General features: G+C 63.0%; 26 protein-coding genes and 1 tRNA gene. 19 read left to right on the top strand and 8 right to left on the bottom strand.

Going from position 1 to position 18,639, the window contains the following annotated elements:
• Positions 1-255: 255 nt before the first annotated feature.
• Positions 256-813 carry an Arc family DNA-binding protein gene (locus E5P3_RS24605; RefSeq protein WP_162588343.1) on the top strand — a complete coding sequence of 186 codons (558 nt, stop codon included), beginning with the start codon at positions 256-258 and terminating at the stop codon, positions 811-813.
• 192 nt (positions 814-1,005) lie between these two features.
• Here the strand turns inward: E5P3_RS24605 and E5P3_RS24600 are convergent, their stop codons facing one another.
• The 4 genes from E5P3_RS24600 to E5P3_RS24585 form a co-directional block, all read right to left on the bottom strand.
• Positions 1,006-1,752: a hypothetical protein gene (locus E5P3_RS24600; protein WP_162588342.1), complete on the bottom strand. Its 747-nt coding sequence runs from the start codon at positions 1,750-1,752 to the stop codon at positions 1,006-1,008.
• Between the two features lie 182 nt (positions 1,753-1,934).
• Entirely contained in the window at positions 1,935-2,696 is a 762-nt protein-coding gene (locus E5P3_RS24595; RefSeq protein WP_162588341.1) for an SGNH/GDSL hydrolase family protein, read from the bottom strand.
• Between the two features lie 2 nt (positions 2,697-2,698).
• Complete coding sequence (locus tag E5P3_RS24590) at positions 2,699-3,007, bottom strand: hypothetical protein (protein WP_162588340.1); 309 nt, start codon at positions 3,005-3,007, stop codon at positions 2,699-2,701.
• Between the two features lie 116 nt (positions 3,008-3,123).
• Positions 3,124-3,624, bottom strand: coding sequence for a helix-turn-helix domain-containing protein (locus E5P3_RS24585; protein WP_162588339.1), 501 nt, complete (start codon positions 3,622-3,624; stop codon positions 3,124-3,126).
• A 77-nt stretch (positions 3,625-3,701) separates the two neighbouring features.
• Here E5P3_RS24585 and E5P3_RS24580 point away from each other — a divergent pair, with 77 nt between their 5' ends.
• The gene (locus tag E5P3_RS24580) at positions 3,702-3,902 is read left to right on the top strand and encodes a Cro/CI family transcriptional regulator (RefSeq protein WP_162588338.1); all 201 of its coding nucleotides are present in this window, start codon (positions 3,702-3,704) and stop codon (positions 3,900-3,902) included.
• Between the two features lie 7 nt (positions 3,903-3,909).
• Here E5P3_RS24580 and E5P3_RS24575 read toward each other — a convergent pair whose 3' ends face one another.
• Positions 3,910-4,140 (bottom strand): hypothetical protein, encoded by a 231-nt coding sequence (locus E5P3_RS24575; RefSeq protein ID WP_162588337.1) that lies wholly within the window; start codon positions 4,138-4,140, stop codon positions 3,910-3,912.
• Between E5P3_RS24575 and E5P3_RS24570 the strand changes: the two genes are divergently transcribed.
• From E5P3_RS24570 to E5P3_RS24545, 6 genes are all read left to right on the top strand, one after another.
• Complete coding sequence (locus tag E5P3_RS24570) at positions 4,139-4,444, top strand: CII family transcriptional regulator (protein WP_269473991.1); 306 nt, start codon at positions 4,139-4,141, stop codon at positions 4,442-4,444. The two genes, E5P3_RS24575 and E5P3_RS24570, sit on opposite strands and share 2 nt — an antisense overlap.
• A gap of 106 nt (positions 4,445-4,550) precedes the next feature.
• Positions 4,551-4,901, top strand: coding sequence for a hypothetical protein (locus E5P3_RS24565; protein WP_162588335.1), 351 nt, complete (start codon positions 4,551-4,553; stop codon positions 4,899-4,901).
• Complete coding sequence (locus E5P3_RS24560; RefSeq protein WP_162588334.1) at positions 4,901-5,890, top strand: hypothetical protein; 990 nt, start codon at positions 4,901-4,903, stop codon at positions 5,888-5,890. The genes E5P3_RS24565 and E5P3_RS24560 overlap by 1 nt, the downstream gene beginning before the upstream one ends.
• The gene (locus E5P3_RS24555; RefSeq protein WP_162588333.1) at positions 5,887-7,701 is read left to right on the top strand and encodes a toprim domain-containing protein; all 1,815 of its coding nucleotides are present in this window, start codon (positions 5,887-5,889) and stop codon (positions 7,699-7,701) included. Before E5P3_RS24560 ends, E5P3_RS24555 begins: the two co-directional genes overlap by 4 nt.
• Positions 7,698-7,946, top strand: a complete 249-nt coding sequence (locus tag E5P3_RS24550; protein ID WP_162588332.1) for a hypothetical protein — start codon at positions 7,698-7,700, stop codon at positions 7,944-7,946. Before E5P3_RS24555 ends, E5P3_RS24550 begins: the two co-directional genes overlap by 4 nt.
• A complete protein-coding gene (locus E5P3_RS24545) occupies positions 7,943-8,461 on the top strand; it encodes a hypothetical protein (RefSeq protein ID WP_162588331.1) in 519 nt (172 codons plus the stop codon). The genes E5P3_RS24550 and E5P3_RS24545 overlap by 4 nt, the downstream gene beginning before the upstream one ends.
• 141 nt (positions 8,462-8,602) lie before the next feature.
• Here the strand turns inward: E5P3_RS24545 and E5P3_RS24540 are convergent, their stop codons facing one another.
• Together E5P3_RS24540 and E5P3_RS24535 are read right to left on the bottom strand one after the other, a co-directional pair.
• Positions 8,603-8,902 carry a hypothetical protein gene (locus tag E5P3_RS24540; protein WP_162588330.1) on the bottom strand — a complete coding sequence of 100 codons (300 nt, stop codon included), beginning with the start codon at positions 8,900-8,902 and terminating at the stop codon, positions 8,603-8,605.
• A 9-nt stretch (positions 8,903-8,911) separates the two neighbouring features.
• A complete protein-coding gene (locus E5P3_RS24535; protein WP_162588329.1) occupies positions 8,912-9,103 on the bottom strand; it encodes a hypothetical protein in 192 nt (63 codons plus the stop codon).
• Between the two features lie 85 nt (positions 9,104-9,188).
• Here E5P3_RS24535 and E5P3_RS24530 point away from each other — a divergent pair.
• Positions 9,189-9,250 (top strand) — tRNA-OTHER (locus tag E5P3_RS24530).
• 224 nt (positions 9,251-9,474) lie between these two features.
• Here the strand turns inward: E5P3_RS24530 and E5P3_RS24525 are convergent.
• The gene (locus E5P3_RS24525; RefSeq protein WP_162588328.1) at positions 9,475-9,714 is read right to left on the bottom strand and encodes a hypothetical protein; all 240 of its coding nucleotides are present in this window, start codon (positions 9,712-9,714) and stop codon (positions 9,475-9,477) included.
• An 85-nt stretch (positions 9,715-9,799) separates the two neighbouring features.
• Here E5P3_RS24525 and E5P3_RS24520 point away from each other — a divergent pair, with 85 nt between their 5' ends.
• The 10 genes from E5P3_RS24520 (at position 9,800) to E5P3_RS24475 (ending at position 18,578) form a co-directional block, all read left to right on the top strand.
• Positions 9,800-10,012, top strand: coding sequence for a hypothetical protein (locus tag E5P3_RS24520; RefSeq protein WP_162588327.1), 213 nt, complete (start codon positions 9,800-9,802; stop codon positions 10,010-10,012).
• 15 nt (positions 10,013-10,027) lie between these two features.
• Positions 10,028-10,426: a hypothetical protein gene (locus tag E5P3_RS24515; protein WP_162588326.1), complete on the top strand. Its 399-nt coding sequence runs from the start codon at positions 10,028-10,030 to the stop codon at positions 10,424-10,426.
• Complete coding sequence (locus E5P3_RS24510) at positions 10,383-11,789, top strand: terminase B (protein WP_162588325.1); 1,407 nt, start codon at positions 10,383-10,385, stop codon at positions 11,787-11,789. The genes E5P3_RS24515 and E5P3_RS24510 overlap by 44 nt, the downstream gene beginning before the upstream one ends.
• A 10-nt stretch (positions 11,790-11,799) precedes the next feature.
• Positions 11,800-12,012, top strand: a complete 213-nt coding sequence (locus E5P3_RS24505) for a hypothetical protein (RefSeq protein WP_162588324.1) — start codon at positions 11,800-11,802, stop codon at positions 12,010-12,012.
• Complete coding sequence (locus tag E5P3_RS24500) at positions 12,013-14,346, top strand: portal protein (protein ID WP_162588323.1); 2,334 nt, start codon at positions 12,013-12,015, stop codon at positions 14,344-14,346.
• Between the two features lie 9 nt (positions 14,347-14,355).
• The gene (locus E5P3_RS24495) at positions 14,356-14,820 is read left to right on the top strand and encodes a hypothetical protein (protein ID WP_162588322.1); all 465 of its coding nucleotides are present in this window, start codon (positions 14,356-14,358) and stop codon (positions 14,818-14,820) included.
• 182 nt (positions 14,821-15,002) lie between these two features.
• Entirely contained in the window at positions 15,003-16,214 is a 1,212-nt protein-coding gene (locus tag E5P3_RS24490) for a hypothetical protein (protein WP_162588321.1), read from the top strand.
• Positions 16,215-16,234: 20 nt separating this feature from the next.
• On the top strand, positions 16,235-16,516 hold the full coding sequence (locus E5P3_RS24485) for a hypothetical protein (RefSeq protein WP_162588320.1): 282 nt from the start codon (positions 16,235-16,237) through the stop codon (positions 16,514-16,516).
• A 90-nt stretch (positions 16,517-16,606) separates the two neighbouring features.
• Complete coding sequence (locus E5P3_RS24480) at positions 16,607-17,596, top strand: hypothetical protein (RefSeq protein WP_162588319.1); 990 nt, start codon at positions 16,607-16,609, stop codon at positions 17,594-17,596.
• Between the two features lie 10 nt (positions 17,597-17,606).
• The gene (locus E5P3_RS24475) at positions 17,607-18,578 is read left to right on the top strand and encodes an SU10 major capsid protein (RefSeq protein ID WP_162588318.1); all 972 of its coding nucleotides are present in this window, start codon (positions 17,607-17,609) and stop codon (positions 18,576-18,578) included.
• Positions 18,579-18,639: the final 61 nt, after the last annotated feature.

The raw sequence follows: 18,639 nt of genomic DNA, 5'->3' as shown, positions 1-18,639 counted from the left end.
GTGGGCTTGCTCGTGGATCCACTTGTGCGTTTCCGCTTTCATACGGACTTGGACGGGCTTGGGGTGCATCGGCTGCGGCGTAGACATAAGATAGTGGCTAAGAGCCATGATGGCTAAATTATGGCTAAGCGCCAGCTGGATGCAAATACATAATGGCTATTTGCCATCGTTTGATGTATGGCATTTAGCCATTAAGCTACTGTCATGGTTGAACGTAGAAAGCTGCTTACCCCGCCGCCACCACCGCCGGCACCCATGCCGGGCACCACAGCTCAAGCTGGGGACAAGTACATCGTTCGCTTTCCCGAGGGGATGCGCGACCGGATCGCAGAGGCTGCAAAGGCCAACAACCGGTCGATGAATGCCGAGATCCTGCAGCGCCTCGAAGACTCTTTCGGCGAAGGTGGGTCGGCGGCTCTGGCACTGTCGGTTGCCCAGCTCCAGGCGCAAGCCATCGAGAGGCAGTTCGTCACGCAGAGATACCAGGCTGCATTGCTTGCGGCCTTGGAATTGCTGCGGTTCGCGCGATCCAGAGCCAGAGAGGCGGAAGTGCAAATCCTTAACGAACCGCAAGAGGATGCTTACATTCGGCTCTCGGCCATGGCCTCGTCCTTGTCGCGAGATCTGCCGTTCTCCGTGCCTCAGATGAAAAAGGAAATGGAACGAGCCTTGGAGCGGCTGGGGGGCGCAGTCGAGGCCTACATGCTTGCTGACGGGGATCAACAAGCGATTGCTCGACACCAAAAGCGCATGGAGGAGATTGAAGCCAGACGGGCTGCGGAGCGTGCGGACCGGGAGCGGCAAGATCCCTGACATCGCGACAGCACCCCCAGTACAGCGACAAAGATCGACCGGCCAGCGGGCTGCTGCAGTTGCTTCCATCCTCACTCCATTCGAACCCGCAATGCATCTGATGTGCTGCGGTATGGTAGAGATTGGATCTGGCGACCGCTATTAAATCTATAGCAGCGTGCTGGGTGAATGCGTACCCGGCTAGCTTAGTAGCTACCCAGCCGGCTCGGTAGTATTGCTCTGCGCCTTCCACTGGCGAGTCCATCGCCTGGGACTTTCGATATTCTGGATAGCTTGTTCTGGTGGCAAGTCGCTTTCGGGCCCGAACTTGTTCATCATGTCTTTTGCGTAGGCTTCCGGCCCTGAGTAAAGCGATGGGTTCTCTTGCCAGCGCATCCAGTATTCCTTTGCCTGGTCCTTGGTCCGCTGCTTAGGGTCTTGTTTGACCTTCGCGTCGCCACCGCGTTTCGCGATGGCCCGCAGAGAGTCCTTGGCGTAGGACGAACCAGCTTGTATGAAGGCCATGCCGAGATGCATGTGCGCACGGCTACACGATGCAAAACACGACGGCACGTTGCCGCTCTGCAGGTACTGTGCGGCAAGATCCATAGATAGGATCGCAGTGAGGATCTCGATTTGGCCGAGTCTCTCAGAGTGCGAATAGCAGTGGCTGTGCTCGTTGCTTACAAGATTCCATAGTTGCTGGCCCAGCGCCTGAGGTTTGCTGTCTGGAAACTCGTCTGCATGCTCTATGTCTTGAAGAGCATCGATCTGTGCCTCGGCTTCATCCGGTTCAAGTGGCAAAGTCTGAATCAGGGCATGCAGGTCCTGCTTCTCCAAGAAGAGGAGGGCCTGGGCCAGCGGTGCCGCACTGTGCCAGAACAGTTCGATTTGATCGTCCATCAGGCAGCCTATGCACACGTCTAACTTCTGATGGTCGTGGTCTTCAATCTTGTCCAAGATGCGCCCGTCGGGAAAGGTTTCCGGCATCAGATATAGAACCGGCGTTGATCACTCCCGCAATATTGCCATCAACGTGCCATCAACGTGCCATCAGCACCGCGGCCACTCGTGAAGGCGCAGGTAGGCATGAAAAAAGCCCGCTCAGGGCGGGCTTGGTTGGGCGATCTCCGGAACTCAGTTCAAGACTGGCACTCCGGAGCTGCAGCGTCCAGGGCGCGCACAAGCTTATCGACAAGGCGTGTGCTGTATGCCTGGGCTGGATGCACGTCGTCGGCCATGTCGGCGTCGGAGTACGGCGCGGCGCCCCAGTCCGCGAAAATCGCGCCCTCTTCGGTGGCCACCTGACGCGCCAGGGCGTCGTAGGTATCGCGCCAAGCCGGCGCGCCGCGCACATGCGATAGGCCAGTGACGACGGGCGTCGCCTTGAGGGCCTTCACGCGCTGGACCATGGAGCGCAGCGGCTCGCGGTAGTCGAAGCCGTTGCCGGCGTCGTTCATGCCGTGCTCGATCACGACGAACCGGGTGTCTATCTGATCGGCAAGAAAGCTCGGCAAGCGAAGAAGCACAGAGTCACCATTTCGCGAGCGATCGACCAGCCGGTACATAGGGCGCATGCGCTGGATGGCTGCGGCCGGGGTCTCGAGCAGCTGCCCGGCAACGGTGCCGCCGTGCAGGATGGAGTCCCCGTAGAGGGTCACCGAACAGATCGGTGGGGGCTTGATCGGCTGCTCGGCGGGCTGCTCCTTGGGCGCGGCCGGCAGCAGCGCCATGGGGGCGCCGCCACTTCCACCGCCACCGCCTCCGCAGCCGGCGAGGACGGCGAACGCGAAGGCGGAGAGGGCGCCGCGGGCGGCCGCCGCATCGATGCGCTCGTCGCGGCCGTGCATGGTGCCGAAGAACCAGTTGAACAGGCGCGACGAGAGAATGAAGTCGAGCAACATGGTCAGGCCCTCCGCTTCGGCATCAGGAGGCGGGTGACGAGTTCGCCCGACGGTGTCTCCCACTCGGCGCGGAAATCCCTGCAGCGTCGGGTGCGCATTTGCTCGCGGTAGTTCTTGAACTCCTCCGTGCGGCACAGCGCCAAGTGCGCATCGCGACGAAGGCCGCTGGCGCGGACAGGTGTCACGCCGTGGATGTCGGCGGGGATTTCGTCCGCGGCCTCGGTGAACAGAAGGGCCGCGTTGCGCCAGTTGCGCTTGCGCAGCGCATCGCGCGCGGCGGCTTCGAAAGTTGTGTGTGCGACAGCGTCCAATTTCAACTCCTTGCCCAACGTGGGCGATAGAGCTGACTTTAGACAACTAAAGCTCAGAAGTACAGCAAACTAAATAATAACCCTTCAGTTCACTAAAGTATCTGAGTGCAGGGACCTCAGGATCCGTCCTTCTTGTGCTTACCAGGCTTGGGTGCCGTTGGGTTGATTGGCTCCATGTTGGCCCGTCTTCCCTCCCAGAAACCCTTATCTGTTGCACTAGGGCGCTCGCCCGACAGCCTTTTGGCGATAAGCGGCAGCACGTCGAGATTTCCGCTCGGGTCGTTGATGTAGGTGGTGAGCATCGAAACCGCGCTGGCTCGAGCACCGGGGTCTACGACCTCTTCGATTGACTTGCCCAGGATCTCGAGGGAAGTGAGCACGTCCCATTTGAGTTGCGGCTCAACGTCTTCGACGCGCTTTGGCCCTTTGCCGGTGATCAGCCAGTAAGCACGGTAGCCAGTCGCACGCTCAATGAGAGCGGCAGTTTCGCCCTTGAGGGATTGAGCAGTCCCGTCTAACCACTGTGTGACAGCGCCTTGGCTGCGCCCGGTCGCGCGTGCCAATTCGGTGTTGGTCATCTTGGCGCCATCACGCGCCTCTCTGATGCGTTCATTCAAGCTCATGGGATCGATTAAGCCATCTAAAGAATTTAGCAGACTAGCGCTCATCGCTTTAGAGCGCTATAGTGCTAACCATGAAGACCAAGATCGCAATCGCCAACGCAGGAAGCGCCGCAGCGCTGGCCAAGATGCTGAGCATCACACCCGGCGCGATCTCCCAATGGGGGGAGGACATGCCAGACGGCCGCGTCTGGCAACTGCGCGTCTTGCGGCCTGAATGGTTCGTGGAAGCCGAACCGGTCGATGCTGGCGCTCTGCAAGAGCGGACGGGCTGAGGATGGCCTACCTCTCGGTTCTGCTGGGGCGCACCCGCCGCATCGGCGACACATCGGTCTCTTGGGCGTTGAAACGCGCGACCACGTCGCCGTCGAGCCATCGCAACTCCAGCCGGCTCACGCGCAGCTTCACCTGTGCGGTCTTGCCGTCGCCGGTCGTGTTGGTGCTCAAGAAGGTTCGTGTCGAGCAGTGGATCAAGTCGGCGTCGTTGGCAGCGAGGGTAGGGCGGTAAGTCATGTCGGCATCGTCTTCCACCGTCCAAGAAAGAGCACGCAAGACGCAAGTGACGATCTTGCGCGCGCTGCAAGAGCCCGGAAGGCAGGTTGCGCTCGCGACCTCCATGGGCATCAGCGAATCGACGGTCAGCAGGATGAAGAACGACCAGCTGGAGCAATTCAGCGAGCTCCTGGCCCATCTAGGCCTCAAGGTCGTCAACCAAGAAATGCAATGTTTTCCGCCGGACCAGATACAGGCGTTGCTAACCCTGTCGAAGGTCCACCTGGCCAGCATCGAGCGGCCGGATCAGCTCATCTGGGAGTGACCATGCGCCGCGCCGTCCTCTGGGTCGCTCACTTTCTGTACTGGTGCTCCGTGCACCGCGGGCACGTCGGCCGCGCCGTCTGGGCGACGAATCATGAAATGGGACGTTGGAAATGATCGACACGCAAGCGCCAGACCTGGCTGGAACCCAGGATCCACTGTCGCCGACATGGGACGAACTGCGCGAGGGCGGCTGCATGGTCGTCGATGGCAAGTTCCAACAGCTCGCGGTCTATCCCGGTGACGGCGGCCACGTCGTGATCGCCAGCGCCGATGCTGTCAGCGATGGACCGCACTTCATCGTGATCGAGCGCGATGACATGCCGAAGTTCATCGCCGCGCTCACTAAGACGCAGGGCGAAGCCGCGGAACGATGGGCCGCGATCGAGCAGGAGATCGAGGCGATCACGGCCGCTATGGGCGACGTGGCGTCAGGAGAAGTGGGGTCGCATCACTGATGGCCCGCGCCCGCAACATCAAGCCAGGCTTTTTCAAGAACGAAGACCTGGCCGAGTGCTCAGCGTTCGCGCGCTTGTGCTTTGCTGGTCTCTGGACCCTTGCGGATCGCGAGGGCCGGCTGGAGGATCGCGCGAAGAAGATCAAAGGCGAGCTCTTCCCCTTCGACTCGATCGAGGTCGAGCCACTTCTGCAAGAGCTCGTGCTGTGGGGCTTCATCAAGCGCTACCAGTGGGCTGGCGTCCGGTACATCCGGATCGTGGCGTTCGTGAAGCACCAGGTTCCCCACGGCACTGAAAAGGATGGGCAGATCCCCGACGAAGAAGGCTTCATCACCGTTCACGAACGCAACAAGAACGGTTATGCAACCGGCGTCAGCCACCGCCTTTCTTGTGCGGCAACGGTTACGGCAGCCAACTCAGAGAGGGTCGAAGACGGTGGTCTAACAGTTAAGCCGGCTGGTCCAGCTGATGCCAACAACAGTGGTTTAACAGTTAAGAAACTGATCCATAACACCCTGATTCCTGATTCACTGATTCCTGATTCAAGTAATACCCCCCATACCCCCCAAGGGGGGAAGCGGCGGCGTCCCGCGTCTGGTGACGATGAGGAGTCGCCGGAGTTCGCAGCGTTCTACGCAGCCTATCCCCGCAAGATGGGGCGCCAGGCAGCATGGCGGGCATGGAAGACTCTCGCCCCGGATGCTTCGCTGCAGGCGAAGATCTTGGGCGCTTTGGCGGCACAGCGGCCGCACCTCGACCGCCGCGAGAACGGGCGCTTCATCCCGCATGCGTCCACCTGGCTGAACCAGGGCCGGTGGGATGATGAGATCCCGGGCGCGAAGTCGTCGGTGCCCGTCAACGAGAGCGGGCAGCAGTGGTGGGAGGTCGCCGGGTTCACGCATCCGGCGGAGGCTGCGAACGAGCGCTGCCACGTCCTCAACTACCGCGAGTTCCGCGACGGCCGCCGCATCAGCGAGGTGGCGGCATGAACGCGAGCGAGCTGAAGCCGCGCATGGCCGAGCGGGCGGCCGACATCGCGAAGTACCTGTTGCCGGGCGGCAAGCAGCGCGCCGGTGAGTGGAAGATCGGGAACACCAGCGGGGAGCCAGGCGACAGCCTGTCCGTGTGCATCCGCGGGCACAAGGCCGGTGTCTGGTCGGACTTCGCGAGCGGGGAGGGCGGGGATCTGCTCGATCTGTGGATGGCCTGCCGCGGTCTCGGCATCGTGGACGCGATGAAGGAGGTCAAGCAGTACCTCGGCATCCGTGACGACTTCCCGAAGCCGCCGGAGAAAACCTACCGTCGGCCAGTCAGCCCTGGCGTGCCGGCAGCGAAGGGCAGGGCGCTGGAGTGGCTGCGCGGCCGCGGGCTGACCGACGAGACGATCCGGGCTTTCAAGGTCGCCGAGCAGGTGCAGCACGGCAAGATTTACGCCGTCTTCCCGTTCATCGACCAGCACGGCGAGCTGATCAACATCAAGTACCGCAACATCGACGAAAAGAAGGACATGCGGCAGGAGGCGGGCGCCGCGCCGTGCCTGTTCGGTTGGCACTTGATCGACGCGAAGGCCCGGGTTGTGACGATCACCGAGGGCGAGATCGACGCCATGACGCTCCACCAGATGCGGATCCCCACGCTGTCGGTGAACCAGGGTGCTGGCAATCACCAGTGGCTCGAAACCGACTGGGACAAGCTCGAACGCTTCGACGAGATCCTGGTCTGCTTCGACAACGACGAGGCCGGCGACAAGGGCGCAAAGGAGGTCATCCAGCGTCTGGGAGTGGAGCGCTGCCGTCGCGTGCGCTTGGGCGCGAAGGACGCGAACCAGTGGCTGCAAGACGGAGCCGAGGCGGTGGACTTCCAGCAGGCGATGGACGACGCGCGGCCGCTGGACCCCGAGGAACTGCGGAACGCCGACGACTTCACGCCAGAGGTCGAATCGTTGTTCTATCCCGATCCCGACGCGCCGCGCGACCCCGTGCTTCAGTTCGACCGCACGTTCGACTTCTTCGAGTTCCGACTGTGCGAGTACACCTGCTGGACCGGCATCAACGGGCACGGCAAGAGCCTGATGCTCGATCAGGTCTTGCTTGGGCTCATGGCCCAAGGTGAGCGGGTGGTGGTGTTCTCGGGCGAGATGATGCCGGGCAGGCACCTCCTGCGCATGCACAAGCAGGCTACCGGCCTGGGCAAGCCGACACGCGAGTACATCCGGGCTGTCGGCGCGTGGCTTCGCGAAAGGTGCTGGCTCTTCGACCTGGTCGGCATCGCGAGGCTCGATCGTCTGCTCGAGGTGTTCGGCTACGCGGCCCGCCGGTACGGTGTCCGCCACTTCGTCATCGACAGCTTGATGATGATCGACGTTCCGGCCGACGGGCCTGGCGCGATCACCAAGCAGAACGAGGCGGTGCAGAAGATCACCGCGTTCGCCAAAGCTCACGGCGCGCACATTCACATCGTCGCGCACCCCCGGAAGCTGAAGGACGAGGCGGAGGCACCGAGCAAGATGGAGGTGGCCGGCGCGGGCGGAATCGTCAACCGTGCAGACAACGTCTTTTCGGTCTGGCGCGCCCAGAAGGATGAGGCGCCCCCGAACCCAAACGATGGCGAGGCGGTGGCGGCCTGGGAAGCGCAGCAGGCCGACTTCGACGCGAAGTTGATCCTGAAGAAGCAGCGCAACGGGCTCACGCAGGACTACACGCTCCTGCTGTGGTTCGACAAGGCATCTATGCAGTACCGTTCCCAGTCGCGGCGCTACCCGCTGTCCTACGTCCCTTTTTCAAACCAGGAGAACCAATGAACGACGAGATCTACGCGCTGCTCTGGAGCAAGAAGTCCAACGGGTTTCACACGGAGCCGCTGTCGCGCACCGCGCAGTCAGGCATGCGGTTCTTCGAAGGAAACATGACCAACGACTATTTGTTGATTGCCTTCGGAACCGATGACGAGGTCAGCGCAAAGGCAGATGAGCTCCGTCCGCTGCTGGTGGAACGTGCGGAAGTTCGGCGCTTGTACGACAGCGGAAAGGATGACAACACGGTATGAAGATCATTGAGCGCTATGCCAGCGCCGTTCGATCCGCGAACCTCAAGAGCGACCCGCGCACCACGATGTCGGATACCGATGTCCTGGGCGCGATGGGCTTGGCTGCGAAGCACGAGCCACTGGCAGCAGCGCTGCAGCGCCTCTTCTGCGGGGACAACTCGGCGGCCGTTCAGATCGTTGAGCTCCTCTCGGACGAGGTCTGGAAGCAGGCGCGTGGGCTCCGAGTGAAGCTCAATCGTGTTCAGGCGGTGGACATGGCCAGGGCGTGCCTCGCTTGGCATAGGGACGGCACCTGCAAGCCTTGTGGCGGCCATGGCGTCACCCTGATTCCTGGCACCAAAACGCTCGGCACGCAGAAGTGCAAGCCGTGCCTCGGAGAGGGGAAGGTCCCCTTCGAGCGTCAGTTCCCCGCGCCGCAGCGCGAGCTCGCCAGATGGCTGATCGCGCAAATGGAGAAGAGCCAGGCTGAAGCGGGCCCTGCTGCAATGAGGAAACTGCGCGATCTCATGGACTGATGCTTGCGAATACTCTACCGCTCGGTACAATATCCGGACCTGTCCAAATCCCGGGTGAGCCGGGAAAAATAAGAGCAGCTCAACCTTTGATGGATGAGCTCGCCCTTTTGGGTTCTCAAGCCGCCCACTGAGGCGGCTTTCTCATTTCGAGGGAGGCAGACCTCCAGCTGCGTCGCGCTTGGCTTTCAACGCGGCAAGCTCCGCTTCGTTCTTGTCGGCCAGCATCATCATCTCGTAAACGTGCTGGAGAACTTGGTCCTTGGCTCGTCGCTCCGGGAAATGCTGAGTCCGATAATCGATCGTGTTGCCAATTTCAGATACGACATCTGAAATTTGCAGGACGCCATTGCGCTGCAGCGTTACCAGCGTTGCAATGAGGCTCTGGACCGCAGCCATACCCCAGTCCATAGGCGGCACGTCCGCAAATTTTGCTTCTTCCATCGCCGACCCTTACTGCCTGTTGACCTTCTGCTCCCAATCCTTGAGCACATGCAGGATGTACTCGGTCGCCGAGCAGAGATCCTTCAGCGCCTGGACTGTATCGGGGTCAGCATTCGGCGCCACCGCAATGGCGTTGATCTGGGCCCGGGCAGATTCGGTAGCGCCTTCGGCTAGCGCGAGTTTGGGATGTGAAGTGAGCATGGCGTCCTCATTTGGTTGGATCTTGATGATAGTTCTGCCGAGCGTCGTCTCTCCCACTGGGAAATGCGATCGGGCATCCTTTTTCCGCGGTGTAGCGCAGTAGGTAGCGCGCGGGGGGCGCCAGTTCGAGCCTGGCCATCGCAACCATCCAACGGGGACTCACGCCCGATCAGCGGCTTAACACCGCGGTGCTTCGGCGCCGTGACATGCAGGGGAAGAGCCTGCCTTGATTCCCACCCGGCGACAGGCACCAGCCCCGCGTGCCGGCGCGGCGGGCAATCCGCGCCCACTGTTTCACCATCCGCACTCGATGGTCGCGAGGTGTGAGTGAGAACGGTCAGCGCAGCGCCGAAGGCGTAAATCCGATGCGCTCACTCTGATACTGACCGGGAGCGGTACTTGGCAAGCAGTTTTCGGCCCTCGCCGGTGATGCCTATGACGATGGCAGGGCTTCGCTGGCCGCGCGTTTCCTTGCCCACTGATAGCGGCGCGACCGCGGCAGTGATCAGCAACGCAGCCATAAGCTGCTCCACTCCCTCGATCTCCTGCTGATCTGTGACGGTCAGGGGAAACGTAGCGTTTTCGATCCTGCGAAGGAAATCGAGCCACATAGTCTTCTCCTTGGTTCCGCGCAATGTGCCCTGACAAGAGCACGACTGCGGCCCAATTTCGGACAAGCCAAGGAAGCCCCGAACCATGATTCAAGAACCTTCATCCCCGTCGCTGGCTCACGTTGTAGGCGAGGAGGCCTACTACGAGCCGAGCATTCTTGGCGTTTGCGGCAGCGCGCATTCTGTGTCGAGCGATCCCGAGCCCGAAGACGTGGTGTCCAAGCTGCACCAGGTGGTGAAGGAGATCACCGGGAAGGCTGTCGAAACTCCGCACAAGCCGCGGATGGGGTTCCTGTGAGCGAGAACGTTTGAAATGTTTGAAAACAATCAAACGAAATCAAAGCGCGGTGGTGCTCGGAAGAACGCCGGTCGCAAAGCTGGAGCGGCGACGAAGAGGACGCGCGAGATCGCGGACAAGGCAGCCGAAGAAGGCCTGACCCCGCTTGAAGTGATGCTGCAGACCATGCGCGCCCTGGTCGGTCGCTTCGACAACTTGCGGGCCGCCGCGGTAAGCGACGCCGAGCGCGACCTGGTGCCGCTTGACTTGATGATCGAGGCATCGGGCATCGCAAAGGACGCGGCTCCGTACATCCATCCGCGCCTGGCGGCGATCGAGCATTCCGGGGAGATCAAGACCCGCAGCCTCGCCGAAGAGCTGGCGGAACTGAATGGCGCTCAGTCCAACACAGCAGGCCGTCCTCCGGTGGCGTGAGGGAGGCCCGGCACTCTTCGCGCAGGAAGTGCTGGGTGCCGATCCGACGGATCAGCAGTGGGATGCCAGCCGCCACCTGGTGAAGACTCGCCGCGTGTCGATCCGATCGGGTCACGGCACGGGCAAGTCAACGTTCATGGCTTGGTGCGTGCTGTGGTTCCTGGCGTGCTACTTCCCGGCGAAGGTGCCGGCGACCGCACCCACGGCGCACCAGCTTGAAGACGTACTGTGGTCCGAGATCGCCAAGTGGCATCGGACCATGAAGGAGAAGTATCCGGCCCTGGGCGGTCAGTTCGTCTGGTCCGCCGGTGCGTTCCGGATGGCGGCGGCGCCGAACGAATCGTTCTCAGTGGCGCGCACCTCGCGACCGGAGCGGCCGGAGGCGCTGCAGGGCTTCCACGCCGAGAACATCCTGTTCTTGATCGACGAGGCCTCGGGCGTCAGCGACAACGTGTTCGAGGTCGCAGAGGGTGCGCTGTCCACCGATGGCGCCTTCGTCGTGATGGCGGCCAATCCGACCCGGCAGAGCGGCTACTTCTTCGACTCGCACCACAAGATGCGCGGCGCCTGGGCTGCGCTGCACTGGGATGGCGAGAAGAGCCCGATGGTGTCCCGGGCCTACATCGAGAACATGGCCAAGAAGTACGGGCGGCAAAGCTCGGTCTTCAAGGTCCGCGTCAAGGGGGAGTTTGTGGGCGCACCTGATGGAGTGATCTCGCTGGAGCTCTGCGAGGCGGCCAAGATCCGCGAAGTGGCGGTGATCGCCAGTGCCGCGGTTGTCTGGGGCGTGGACGTGGCCCGCTTCGGCGACGACAGCTCGGCTCTGGCGAAGCGCAAGGGCAATCACCAGCTCGCACCGGTGGAAGAGTGGTGGGGCAAGGACACCATGCAGACCGCGGGTCTGATCAAAGCCGAGTGGGACAAGACTCCCGAGGCTGAGCGACCGCAGGCCATCAACGTCGATGTCATCGGTATCGGTGCCGGCGTGGTCGATCGACTCCAGGAACTGGGCTTGCCGGTTGTCGGCGTCAACGTGGCCGAGGCCGAGGCGGTGAACGACAACGAGGAACGCCAGTTCAACCGGTTGCGCGATGAACTCTGGTGGAAGGGCCGCGAGTGGCTCGAAGCCAAGGACTGCAAGCTTTGCGAGGACGAGGACACGATCGCCGAGCTGACCGTGCCCACGTACACGATCCTGAGCAACGGCCTTATCAAGGTCGAAGGCAAGCCCGAGCTCAAGGCCCGCGGCGTGAAGAGCCCGAACCGGGCGGACGCCTGGCTGCTGACCTTCGCTGAGCTCGGCGCCCCGCCGAAGCCGCTGAAGCCCCTGAAGTACCGGAACCGAATGATCAGCACACGCTGAAAGGACCATCATGGCAAAGACCCCCAAGACCGATACGCAGCCGACCACCGACAACAAGCCGGCCGGCGAGGACATCGCTGCAGCCGTGCTCGAAGCCGCGCAGGGTAGCCAGACCCACACCTACGAGGATGGCACGTTCGTCGTGGGTTGCCCGCCCTGGCCCGAGAAGTCGCCCAAGCAGCGCGCGGCCGAGGCTGCCGCCAAGGCTGTGCAGGGGGAGTAAGTGGCGAAGAAGATGGACGACAAGCAGCTCCTGAGCCTGCTGCAGGAGCGCGAAAGCAGCTCGGCGCAGTTCGTCTGGGGCACGCTCGCGCAGGAGCGCCGCCGCTCGGTGCGCGAGTACTACCGCCTGCCCTATGGCACGGAGGTAGAGGGCTGGTCGGACATCGTCACGTCCGAGGTGCAGGACACGGTCGAATGGATCTTGCCCGACCTCGTCGAGATGTTCCTGAGCAGCGACGACGCGGTTGAGTTCGAGCCCACGGAGGCCGACGACGCCGAGTACTGCCAGCAGGCGACGGACACGGTCAACCACGTCTTTCGCAAGATGAACGACGGCTTCCTGGTCCTGACCACCGCCTTCAAGGATGCGCTGCAGATCAAGACCGGCGCGATCCACTGGCGCAAAGAGAAAAAGCGCATTCGCAAGGTCATCACGCTTGAGAACGTCAGTGCACTTGAGCTTGCCGCGCAGTCGCAGGAAGACGACAAGATCGAGGGCCAGGATGTCACGTTGGTGCCGGCTATCGACCAGATGACTGGCCAGCCCGTGTTCAACCTCGACGGCACACCTGCCGTGGAAGAGCGCTTCACCGTGCGGATCTCTCGCGTGGTGGAGAAGAAGTGCATCAAGGTCGAGGCGTTCCAGCCTGACAACCTGCTGGTGCAGCGCGACTGGTCCAGCATGATGCTGGCCGACTGCCCCTACGTGAACCGGAACATGGAGGTGACGCTGTCCGACCTCCACGAGATGGGGTTCAAGGACGTTGAGGCGAAGGAACTGGCCGCCAGCATTCAACCGGGTGTTGGAGATGCTGAGGATCAGCGCCAGATGCGCCGCGGGCTGCCCGAAGAAGCCGACCTTGACCGGGAAGCCGTCGAGACTGCGGACGAGAGCCAAACCAAGGGATGGCTGCGCATCGAGTGGGTCCTGGCCGATTTCGACGGGGATGGAATTGCCGAGCGCCGGGAGGTGTACCGCCTCGCTGACAAGGTGCTGAGCAACGAGGAATGCGACGAGGTGCCGATCTCCATCGGCTCGCCCATCCTGGTGCAGCACCGCTGGGATGGCATGTCGATCGCCGAGATCGTGTCGGACCTGCAGGTCATCAAGACCGAGCTTACGCGCAGCGTCCTGAACAACGCCTACCTTGCGAACAACCCGCGCAAGACCGTCCTGATCGACAAGAACGGCGCCCCGATGGCCGACATTGACGACGTGCTTGACGGGCAGCCTGGCGATGTCATTCGCGTGCGCCAGCCTGACGCGCTGGGGGGCGACCTCACGCCCTTCGTCGGGAACCAGATGTTCCCGCTCCTTGAATACATCGACTCGATGGGCGAGAAGCGCACGGGTGTCTCGAAGATGCAGCAGGGGATCGACCCCAACGCGCTGCGCACCGACCGCACCGCCTACGAAGCTGGCCAACTCACCAACGCGGCCAAGCAGCGGGTGAAGCTGATCGCGCGCATGCTGGGCGAAACGCTGGTGAAGCCCATGTTCAAGGGCATCCTGCACCTTCTAACCGAAGGCGACATGGAGCCTATCGCGTTCCGTCTGCGCGGCCGGTTCGTCAAGTACGACCCGAACGACTGGCGCGATGGGTATGACGCCACCGTCAACGTCGGCCTGGGCACGGGCGACACGGACAAGCAGATGCTGGTGCTGGGCAACATTGCGCAAACCCAACTGATGCTCGCGCAGAGCCCGCTCGGCGAGATGATGGTCACGCCCAAGCAGATCTACAACACGCAGGCGAAGCGCATCGCCCTGGGCGGGTTCAAGAACGTCGGCGAGTACCTGAAGGACCCGGGCGACGCTCCGATGCCGAAGAAGCCGGAAGGCCCGCCCCCAGAGGTGTTGATCGAGCAGATGAAGCAGCAGACCGCCATGGCGCGGATCGACCGCGAGGCTCAGATCAAGGAACGCGAGGCGCAGAACAACTTTGCGCTGCAGCAGCAGAACGACGAGCGTGACGCCGCGCGGGAACGCGCCAAGGCCGAGTACGACTATCAGCTTGAGCTCGCTCGCATCGCCGAGGGCCGCTACAAGACCGACAAGGACAACGCTGCGCGCGTCACGGTGGCGAAGATCTCGCACCCCGAGAGCATCCTGCCGCCTGGCTGGGGCGTCGACCCTGAGACCGGAGCTGTAGTCGAGGGGCCGGACCCGTTCCAGGTGCTCATGGCCGGCATGGAGACCATCAACGCCAAGATTGACGCACCGGCCGCACTCGTTCGCGACCCAGCGACTGGCGCAGTGGTCGGCGTTGCCAAGGGCGGCCAAGTGCGCCCGATCGTTCGAGATGAAGCCGGCCGCGTGGTCGGACACCACTAAGGATTCACCATGGCAGCAGGCGCATTCATCTTCCCCGACCTGGCGAAGCTCAACCTCTTCAACGCGACCAACCTCCTGAACGCCAACGCTGCGAACTGGCGGCTGGCGCTGGTGACGAACAGCTATGTGCCGAACAACGCGACCGATGAACTGTGGGCGGCGGCATCCGCTGCGCAGATCGCGAACGGCCAGGGCTACACCACGGGCGGCATCGCACTCGCGAATGTGACCCTCAACCAGACCGGGGGCGTGGTGAAGTTCACCTGTGACCCTGCCGTGTGGAACGCGACTGGCACCGGCATTCCGGCCTGGCGCCGTGGTGTCGTCTACTACCTCGGCACGCTCAATGGCAAGGTGAATCCGATGCTGGGCCACTTCCTGGGCGACTCGACGCCGGCTGATGTGCCGCTGACGACTGCCGGCAACCCGCTGACCGTGACGCCGCACGCGAACGGCATCCTGACGGCGACTTAAGGGGTTCCATGGCGGTCGCGTTCACGCTCACGGGGCAGGGGAACGGGGCCGGCTCATTTCTATCGACCACGGGGAACACGCTCGCGGACGACATCGCGGTTGTGTCCATACGCGAGGCCTTCAACCAGGCTGGTGGATCAACGCCTACGCACAACGCGGGGGGAGGACCAGGCTCGGACTTCGTGCAGATCGGCACGACGCAACCGGACACGACAAACAGCAACCAGCTGCGCGTCTACTGGGCCAAGGTGCCTGCCAAGACCGGCTTTCAGGTCGCGGTCGCCTACAGCAGCAGCGCGGACACGGGCTATGCCGTCTCGGTGCTTCGCGGGCGCGATCCGACATCGCCCCTCATCGCCGGCAGCGTGGCGCAGACGGGCGACGGCTTCCCGACGCCGTGGACGGTTACCAGCGGTCCGCTTGAAGCGAATGCCGATGTCCTGGGCTTCTGCGGTAACAACCAAGGCGCGCAGACGTGGAGCGTCGCTGCGCCTTTCGCAATCGATTCGCAGGAGGGCTCCGGCAACTACTGGCCGGGTTGCGTCGCCTCTGCGGTGTCTCCGGGCACCGCCGCCATGTCGCCGGCATTCGGCTCGACGGTCGGTGGCCAGGCTGCCGTCTTCGTCGTAGGCTTCAGGGAAGCTGCTGGCGGGGGTGGTACGGCGGTCAACCCCGGAGCCGGGACGGTCGCGATCACAGGTTTCGCTCCAAGCATCGCGCAGCCGCACTCGGCAACCCCGGGCACTGGTGCCATTGCGCTGACGGGCTTCGCTCCGACCATCGGACAGCCGCACAGCGCGGCGCCTGGTGCTGGTGCTGTTGGCCTGACGGGGTACGCCCCCACGATCTCGCAGCCTCATTCGGCCGTGCCTGGCGCTGGAGCCATCGCGATCACGGGCTATGCGCCCACGGTGACTCAATCCGGCGCGCAGAACGTGGCGCCGGGTGCTGGCGCCATCGTGTTGACCGGCCACGCGCCGACAGTGACGCAGGGGAGCCCGGCGCCGGAGCCGACCCGCAATGCAGGCTTTGAGAGCGGCCCACGCTTTGTCTCGTTCAAGCCGCTGCTGCAGCGCATCTTGGAGGCTCGCGCCGAGCGTCGCGTGAAGCCGGCGAAGGAGCGCGCAGCGAAGCGGGCGAAGGTCATTGAGGTGCAGGCGGCAGAGCTTGTTCTGCAGCACGACGGAGCAGAGGAGCGTTTTCGCGAGCTGATGGCCGGCTGGCTGGCGCAGCGCCCAGTGATCCCGTCGGTGGTTGCAGAGGTCGATCCGATGCAGCTGTTCATGGCGCAAGTGGCCTTCCGCATCCAGCAGATGCAGGCCGAAGAGCAAGCCCGGGCCCGCCTTGCGGCTCAAGACGAAGAGGAAGCGCTGATTGCGCTGCTATTGGCATGAACCGATCCGCAAACCAACGCATGGCAGACCTTGGCGTCGAAGCCGCGCGCGTGCTTGAGAACCCCGCCTTCAATGAAGCGATGCGTCTCATGCGCGAAAACGTTGTCGAGCGCTGGAAGGATTGCCCGGTCCGCGATCGTGAGGGCCAGGTGCTGCTGCTGCAGGCCGCCCGGATCGCGGACAACGTCGAGTCTACGCTGCGCGGCCTCCTTGAAGCCGGCAAGCTGGCCACCGCGAAGATCGACATCGACAGTGCACGCAATGAATCCGGCGTGCGCCGGGCCCTGCGCAAAGTTATCTAGGTCCGCACCGACCTTTTTGGGCTCCGCAGCGATGCGTCCCGTGTCTGCCCCCTGGTGCCTCGTGGGGGTGGTCTTGATTGAAAGCATCAAATGACTGGACAAGCCAATTCGGCCCCGGTATCTGAAGATGACCTGGCGGCATTCCTGGTCGATAACCCTGAGGCCGACACGCTGCAGGATGCCCCCAACAACGGCGACGAGCCCGGACCCGATCCGGACAACTCCGATGCCGACGAAAACCCCGGCGGTGATGCCGAGGATGACAGCCCTGACGAAGATGATGCCGGCGACGGCGCATCGGACCCCGCCAAAGGTCAGCCAAGCGGTCAGAAGTTCAAAGTCTCTGTCAAAGGCGAAGACGGAGCCGACACCGAACTTGAGGTGGACGAGAAAGAGCTGGTCGCCAGCTACATGCGTCATTCCGATTACACGCGGAAGACCATGGAACTGGGCGAACGCGAGCGCCAAGCGCATTCCCTGGTCGAACAGCGCCTTACCCAAGGCCTAGAGCAGTACGCGCAGCAGGCGATGAAGGCACGAACCGCCATCGTGAAGTTGGCGGCGCTGAAGAGCGAGGCGGAACTGGCCCAGTTGGCGGCCACCGACCGCGATGCGTACATCCTTGAGGATGCGCGGCATCGTGCGGTGAACGCGGCCTTGGCCGAGATCGACGCCGAAATGAACTCCGTGGTGCAGCAGCACCAGGCAGCCCAGCAGGAAGCATCCGCACGCGAGGTGTCCGCTGCATGGGGCAAGTTGGGCCAGCACGGCATCAACAAGGAGAAGCTCGTCAGCATCTTCGGCGATGTACACAAGCTGTACGGCGTCGAACAAGAGCGTTTTGCAGTGGTCCGGGACCCTCGCTTGGTCCTGATCATGAAGGACGCCGTTGCCTACCGTCAGTTGCAGGACAAGGCAAAGACCATGAAGGGGAAGGTGCGCGAGGCGCCTCAACTGCCAGCGGCTCGCCAGAGCACGCCCCGCAACGAGCAGGTCAACAAGCAGCTGAACAAGCGCTTCCAGTCCGGGAAGGCCAGCACGCGCGATCTCGCCTCGTTCCTTCTGACCAACAAGCTGTAAGGAGGCCAACATGGCCCAACCAACCAACCTCTACGACCGGTACGATGCCGGCACCAACGTTCGCGAAGACCTGATCGACAAGATCACCATGGTGAACCCCGAGAGCACGCCTGTGATCTCGATGTTCGGCAAGGCAACCGCGGAAAACACCTTCACCGAGTGGCAGCGTGACAACCTGCGCACGCCGAACAAGGACAACGCTGCCATCGACGGCGATGACGCCACAGCGAGCGCCAAGACCCCGCCGGTGCGCGTCGGCAACTATTGCCAGATCTTCCAAGACACGATCGCGGTTTCCGGCCGGGTCGAGAAGGTCAAGAAGGCAGGCATGAAGTCCGCGATGGCCTACTACAAGGCCAAGGGCTACAAGGAACTCCAGCGCGATATGGAGGCCATGGCGGTCTCCACGAACCCGGCTGTTGCGGGCTCCGGTGCCGCGCCTGCCAAGGCTGGGAGCCTGGGCGTGTTGATCTACACCAACGCGAACCACGGTGCTGGCGGCTCGACCGCTGCGCACACCTCCGGCGCTCCGACGACCGCCCCGACCGCAGGCACCGGCCGCGCCTTTACCGAGGCGCTGCTGAAAGCTTCGGTTCAGGCCGTCTACACCTCCAGCGGCAAGATTCCGCCTGCGGTGTACATGGGCCCGAACCACAAGGGCGTCTTCTCCGGCTTCACCGGTATCGCGGTCAACCGCGTGCAGGTGGCGAAGAAGGAGCAAGGTCGCATCATCGGCGGCGCCGACGTGTACACGTCGGATTTCGGCGACCTGGAGATCGTCCCGCACTACATCATGGCCGGCAGCACGCAGGTGTTCGGTCTTGATCCGGAGTACGGCGATGTCGCGTACCTGCGCCCGTTCCAGTCCGAGCCGCTCGGCAAGTCTGGCGACAGCACGCGCGAGCAAATTCTGGTGGACGCAACCCTGCGCCTGACCAGCGAGAACGTGCACTTCAAGATCGCCGACCTCACGGGCGGTTGATCAGAAGCTGCGGCATCAAGGGGCCTCCTTCGGGAGGCCCTTTTTCATTGGAGCGCACGAA

Origin of the sequence: Variovorax sp. RA8 (assembly GCF_901827175.1) — a bacterium.
Taxonomy (GTDB): Bacteria; Pseudomonadota; Gammaproteobacteria; order Burkholderiales; family Burkholderiaceae_C; genus Variovorax.
Note: the sequence above shows the minus strand (reverse complement) of the source record. Positions and strands in the feature narration are given on the sequence as shown.